Genomic DNA, 6491 nt, shown 5'->3' on the forward strand with positions numbered 1-6491 from the left:
TTTACACTCTTACACCGCACAACTATTAAGTTACCCTACCCCATACAGGCTGCCCATCATCACCCATAACAATCCTCGATTCATCTAAAATCCAAATATATTCCCCGTTCTTACATTTAAACCGATATTCGGTTATATGATAGCCTTCTTCAAAAACCAAAGGAATTCCGCTCTGAACACGGTCACGGTCGTCTGGATGAATACAATTAATCCACAAACCTTCATTTCTTAAAAAATCATGACAACTATACCCTGTAAGACGAAATACATTTTCACTGATAAAGGTCCAATTCCAGGGTTTATTAACTTCGGAAGTGTAAATGACTGCCGGGTTAGTCATCAAAATATTTTTCATACGTCGTTCGCTACTTCGTAAAGCCTTCTCCGCTTTCACCCGCGATGTTATGTCTTCGTGAATTAAAACAATATACTCCAACTTTCCGGAAGACAAAAAAACGGGAAAAATGACCGACCCGACACAAATAGGATTATTGGGATATTTAGAATCGGTAAGATGCGCATTATACCAAACCGGCGGGGTTTCAACAACCTCCCCTTGCAATACACGTGAAAGTAATTCATTTAATCCACTATTTTTCACTTGCCAATCATCCATCAGCGACCAGTTTTTACCGGGCCTGGTCTTAAAAAGATTAAGAAACGCTTTGTTTTCACGTATATGATAACCCTTGCTATCCAAAATCTGGATACTATAAGGATTATAATCAATGAATCGATTCAACACTTCACTGTTTCTCTGTGCTTCCAGCTGAGTGATATGAACTTCAGTAATATCATGAATAATTCCCACTACCTCTTCAACCTGCCCTGTTGGGCCTCTTAAGAAAGGAATAACCATCACCGAAAAGAAACGCTTTCCATACAAAAAACCCCTATATTCCGCACTTTGTCCTTCAAATGCCTTATTATAATAAGGTTCAAGCTCGGCATATGTCTTTTCGCCCAAAACTTCACGAAGTTTTTTTCCTATTACTTGATTGTTTTTCAATCGGTATCTTTGAGCTATTCGCCCTGCGCTAAACAGAGGTATAATATCTCCCTTCTCATTTTTCCTGCAACGAAAAATATGACTATCCAGAGTATCAATAATTCTGTAAAACTCATTTTCTCTTTGACGAGCTGTAGCCAGTTCCCGTTCCAAATACCGGATTTGTTCCTTGGCTCGTTTCAATTCATCTGAAATAGTCATGGGACTAATTTTATATAATTTAATTACCTAAGATTCCCCACAAATTGCAATTTATCCATCACAAATTGCTCAATTATCAAACTACTGGCTTCATTAAGAGAAAGGGTCCCTATTTGTGTTCCAATTTACGAATTTAAAGATTCTCAATAAGCATATTTCCCTCATTAAAAATCCAATAAAAATAAAACGAGCATAACCTTGTTTTAGTATAAACGTCTCAGGTCATGCTCGCTAATGCTATTTTTACCGAAAAGAGGGGATTATTCTTTCAGGCAGTTCTGTCAGATTATAACATTTTCAAAAGCATTCCAAAGCGGTTCGTTAACCGGCACAGGTGCTTCAATCACAACCACTTCTTTTTTAATGGGATGGACAAATTCCAGGCGGCGGGAATGTAAGGAAATTCCACCATTGGGATTTGACCTCGGAAAACCATATTTCAGGTCACCCTTAATTGGGCAACCTATTTTAGCCAACTGACATCGTATTTGATGATGACGTCCCGTTTTCAAATCTACTTCCAACAAATGATAATTGGCTGAACTGGATATGAGCCGATAATTAAGAATGCCTTCTTTTGACCCGGGACGCTTTTTATGAAGAGCATAAGATTTGTTTTTTATGCTGTCTTTCAATATAAAATGCTTAAGTTGCCCTTCTTCGTCAGGTGGTAAATTTTTAACTATTGCCCAGTAAGTTTTCTTCACCTCTTTTTCCTGAAACAATTTGTTCATCCTGCTCAGGGCTTTGCTGGTACGAGCAAATAGTACCACTCCGCTAACAGGTCTGTCGAGGCGATGAACAACCCCCAAAAACACATTGCCGGGTTTGTTATATTTCTGTTTCAGATAGGCCTTCACTTTATCATTTAATGCTTCATCCCCGGTTTCGTCTCCCTGAACCAGGTCAGAATTACTCTTGTTTACAGCAATCAAATGATTGTCTTCATATAATATTTCCAAATCCATCTTTTCGGTTATTTATTTTTATTCTTCTCAATAATATATCCATTCAATAATTGAATTAGGCCGGATAGGGTCCAATTTTAAGCCTATCGATTTTTACTAAACCACAACTTTTATTCACACAAATCTTGCTTAACTCATTGTTCAAATGGAACTTAAAGTCATTCATTAGTGATTAGTCTCTTTAGCACATCAATCTCTTCAATTCCCTCAATCACATTATGTAACAGACTATCAGCCTATTGACCTAATGGCCTATCGGCCTTTCCAGCCTGTGCACTTTAATATTGTTCTCTCTCATTGGGAAAATCACCCGACTTCACATCATTAATATAGTTTTGCACAGCACCGGAAATCTCGGCATATAGATTATGATAACGCCGCAAAAATCGGGGTGAAAAAGACTGGTTAATACCCAACATATCATGAATGACTAACACCTGCCCATCGACCTGATTACCTGCCCCAATACCAATAACCGGAATTTTTAATTCTTTAGCCACTCTGGCCGCCAGGGTGGCAGGTATCTTTTCCAAAACCAAGGCAAAACACCCTGCTTCTTCCAGCAAATGGGCATCCTCTATCAATTTATTGGCTTCTTCTTCCTGACGAGCCCGAACCGTATAGGTTCCAAACTTATGAATAGATTGCGGGGTCAGACCCAAATGGCCCATAACAGGTATTCCTGCAGAAATAATTCTTTTTACTGATTCAATAACTTCAGCGCCACCTTCCATCTTCACGGCATCAGCTGCCGTTTCCTTCATAATTCTTATGGCCGATTGCAAAGCCTCGATACTATTGCCCTGATACGAACCAAAAGGCATATCGACAACCACCAACGCCGTTTTCACACCTCTAACCACCGACGCTCCATGATATATCATTTGATTTAGCGTAATGGGCAATGTAGTTTCCCATCCGGCCATTACATTCGATGCCGAATCACCAACCAATATCACATCAATACCGGCCTGGTCCAGTATATGAGCCATAGAATAGTCATAGGCCGTTAGCATCGAAATTTTTTCACCTTTCATTTTCATTTCACCCAAAACATGGGTAGTTACCTTTTTGGGTCGCTCATATGCAGTTGACATAATTCCTGTTTTTAAAAAATTGCAAAAGGCAAAGTTATTACTTTTCTCAGGATACTTTGCTATATTTTAAATAATAGATTTTTGGAATCTTATTTCATGACTTATTATCCACAAAATAAATTACCTTCTTATCCTTATTTTATCTCTTAAACCCCAATTCAAAAGAGGTTCCTCCCGATTTGACACTATTATACCATTATAGTATCTTAACAACTAAAAATCCGGAAGCAACACCCCTTTCCCACAATAAATCATTAATTTTGCTGCAATAATATAGCACAAATTATTAATTACAGAGTTTAAGCACCCTCGGAACCAATCCTTTTTCAATACTTCATGACACAAATAGGACAAATAAACCGGCTCACCGTAACCGAAATATCTCCTTTTGGGGCATTTCTGGATGGCGGCAATCTTGGTAAAATATTATTACCCAAACGATATATGCATCCGGCCATTAAACCGGGAACCGAACATAAGGTTTTTATTTATCTTGATTCTGACGACCGCCTGGTGGCCACCACTGAGATTCCCTTTGTAACGATTGGTCGGTTTGCTTTTTTAAAGGTGGTTGACGTCACTTCGGTAGGGGCGTTTCTTGATTGGGGGTTGTCCAAAGATTTGCTGGTACCATTCCGGGAACAAAAACAAAAAATGGAAGTGGGTAAAAAATACCTTGTTTACACCTATCTGGATGATGCCACCAAAAGAATTGTCGCTTCTGCCAAAATCGAAAAATTTCTTGACAATACCTCACCGGCTTATCTCACAGGTGATAAAGTAGAACTCATCATTATTGGGACTACTGACCTCGGAATTAAAGCCATCATTAACCACCGTCATACGGGACTTATCTACCATAACGAAATATCAAATCCTCTAAAAACGGGCCAAACTATCCGGGGATATATTAAACGTGTTCGCGAAGATGATAAAATCGATTTATCCCTTCATCCTCTGGGGCTCGAAGCCATCGAAGAAAATGCCAATAAAATCATTCATATTTTGGAACAATCTAACGGTTTCATACCGCTTACCGATGATTCAACACCGCATGAAATTAAACTTATTTTAAATATGAGTAAAAAAGCTTTTAAAAAGGCCGTAGGGAAATTATATAAACAAAATAAAATAAACATTGAACAAGAGGGGATTCGACTTATCCTTTAAATTTCACTTGGGCCTTTTGAAATTACCTCACAAAAAGAGCGTACATATATAAAAGAAATTGAGCAGATAACAGGAATTTTATAATTTAGCCCTCATATTTCAATTAATAATACATTTAGTAAGCAGCAAAAGATAATAGAAGAATGAGAAATAGTTTAATACTCTACAATACTTTAACCCGAAAAAAAGAATTATTTGTCCCAATACAACCACCACATGTAGGACTTTATGTTTGTGGACCAACGGTTTATGGCGACCCCCACCTGGGGCATGCCCGTCCTGCCATTACCTTCGACTTGCTTTTCAGATATTTAACTCACTTAGGTTATAAAGTGCGCTATGTACGTAACATTACCGATGTAGGACACCTGGAAAATGATGCGGACGAGGGAGAAGACAAAATTGCCCAAAAGGCACGGGTAGAGCAGCTCGAACCTATGGAAGTAGCACAATACTATTGCGACCGTTATCACCAATTTATGGACGCCCTGAACGTCAAACGCCCAAGCATTGAACCCCGCGCTTCAGGACATATTATCGAACAATTGCAAATTGTAAAAGAAATACTGGACAAAGGCTTTGCCTACGAAAAAAACGGCTCTGTCTATTTTGACGTTGAGAAATACAACCAAAAACATAAGTACGGAACGCTTTCGGGACGTGTGTTGGATGATTTATTGAGCACCACTCGGGAATTGGAAGGCCAAACCGAAAAGCGCAACAGTTTCGACTTTGCCCTATGGAAAAAAGCCAGCCCCACTCACATTATGCGATGGCCGTCACCTTACAGCGATGGCTTCCCCGGCTGGCACCTGGAATGTACGGCCATGAGTACCAAATACCTGGGAGAACAATTCGACATTCATGGTGGGGGCATGGATTTGCTTTTCCCTCATCACGAATGTGAAATTGCCCAATCAGTGGCTGCTAAAGGGAAAACGCCGGCACGTTACTGGATGCACAATAACATGATTACCATCAACGGACAAAAAATGGGCAAATCGCTGGGTAATTTCATCACCTTAGAAGAGTTTTTCACCGGGAGCCACTCAATGCTCACCAAAGCCTGGTCGCCCATGACCATCCGCTTCTTTATCCTTCAGGCTCATTACCGCAGCACCGTCGATTTTTCAAATGAAGCGTTACAAGCGGCAGAAAAAGGCTTTAATCGGCTTATGGACGCATTGCAACAAATGGAAAAAATTAAGCCGGCATCGCAATCTACTTTCGATGTGAAAGAATTCAAAGAAAAATGTTATGCAGCACTGGATGATGATTTGAACAGCCCTGTGCTTATTGCGCATCTGTTTGAAGGAGCAAAAATCATTAATTCTGCCATCGCCGGAAAAGAAACTTTTTCCAAAAACGATTTGGAAGAATTCCGGCAAACCATGCATCTTTTCAGTGAAGACATTCTGGGATTAAAAGTCGAGTCAACAGCCGAGTCGTCTCACCCGGAAGTATTGGATGGGGTAATGAATCTATTACTTTCTATTCGTCAGCAAGCCAAAAAGGCAAAAGATTTTGCTACGGCAGACAAGATAAGAGATGAACTTAAACAATTGGGTATTGAATTGCGTGACGCTAAAGATAAAACCGAGTGGGAAATAAAAAACTAACAAACCTACAAAAAACGCATTGAATATAATAATTTGTCACAATAAGAACATGTATAAAACTCTGAGGCAGAAGTGCACAGGCAGAAGGCAGAAGAAGTGATTAGTCATTAGTCAACAAGTGGTTAGTGTTAAATAACTAATGACTAACGACTAACCACTAACGACTACTTATAAGAAGCAATATATCAATAAAGTAAGTAAATTTTATACTGATGAAACGAGCATGGCGACTTTTACCACAAAAGGACATGTATAAACGACAAAGGCAGAAGTGCACAGGCAGAAGGCAGAAGAAGTGATTAGTCATTAGTTAACAAGTGGTTAGTATTAAATAACTAATGACTCGTATGTTTGCCACATAAAAGAAGGGCTCAATTATCACTATATTTGTAGCATAGTGAATTAAATTGAGGAAAGGCAGGATAAT

General features: G+C 39.1%; 5 protein-coding genes. 2 read left to right on the forward strand and 3 right to left on the reverse strand.

The genetic code is table 11. The features are described 5' to 3' along the window. Nucleotides 1-25: 25 nt before the first annotated feature. From BM130_RS14185 to panB, 3 genes are all read right to left on the reverse strand, one after another. Nucleotides 26-1210 (reverse strand): PAS domain-containing protein, encoded by a 1185-nt coding sequence (locus tag BM130_RS14185; protein WP_010528620.1) that lies wholly within the window; start codon nucleotides 1208-1210, stop codon nucleotides 26-28. A 281-nt stretch (nucleotides 1211-1491) separates the two neighbouring features. After that, nucleotides 1492-2178 carry an RluA family pseudouridine synthase gene (locus BM130_RS14190; protein ID WP_202796542.1) on the reverse strand — a complete coding sequence of 229 codons (687 nt, stop codon included), beginning with the start codon at nucleotides 2176-2178 and terminating at the stop codon, nucleotides 1492-1494. A 278-nt stretch (nucleotides 2179-2456) separates the two neighbouring features. Beyond that, on the reverse strand, nucleotides 2457-3275 hold the full coding sequence (gene panB / locus BM130_RS14195; RefSeq protein WP_010528622.1) for a 3-methyl-2-oxobutanoate hydroxymethyltransferase: 819 nt from the start codon (nucleotides 3273-3275) through the stop codon (nucleotides 2457-2459). Between the two features lie 336 nt (nucleotides 3276-3611). On the opposite strand from panB, the gene BM130_RS14200 reads away from it, so the two are divergent. Together BM130_RS14200 and cysS are read left to right on the forward strand one after the other, a co-directional pair. Further along, entirely contained in the window at nucleotides 3612-4445 is an 834-nt protein-coding gene (locus tag BM130_RS14200) for a CvfB family protein (RefSeq protein ID WP_010528623.1), read from the forward strand. Nucleotides 4446-4588: 143 nt separating this feature from the next. After that, on the forward strand, nucleotides 4589-6064 hold the full coding sequence (gene cysS, locus BM130_RS14205) for a cysteine--tRNA ligase (RefSeq protein ID WP_010528624.1): 1476 nt from the start codon (nucleotides 4589-4591) through the stop codon (nucleotides 6062-6064). Nucleotides 6065-6491 lie beyond the last annotated feature (427 nt).

Origin of the sequence: Thermophagus xiamenensis (assembly GCF_900112795.1) — a bacterium.
Classification (GTDB): Bacteria; Bacteroidota; Bacteroidia; order Bacteroidales; family Marinilabiliaceae; genus Thermophagus; species Thermophagus xiamenensis.

What these genes read in the sequence shown, in the direction of transcription:
- BM130_RS14190 (WP_202796542.1), bottom strand. Translation starts at nt 2,178, where the DNA reads ATGGATTTGGAAATATTATATGAAGACAATCATTTGATTGCTGTAAAC.
- BM130_RS14200 (WP_010528623.1), top strand. Translation starts at nt 3,612, where the DNA reads ATGACACAAATAGGACAAATAAACCGGCTCACCGTAACCGAAATATCT.
- BM130_RS14185 (WP_010528620.1), bottom strand. Translation starts at nt 1,210, where the DNA reads ATGACTATTTCAGATGAATTGAAACGAGCCAAGGAACAAATCCGGTAT.
- panB (WP_010528622.1), bottom strand. Translation starts at nt 3,275, where the DNA reads ATGTCAACTGCATATGAGCGACCCAAAAAGGTAACTACCCATGTTTTG.
- cysS (WP_010528624.1), top strand. Translation starts at nt 4,589, where the DNA reads ATGAGAAATAGTTTAATACTCTACAATACTTTAACCCGAAAAAAAGAA.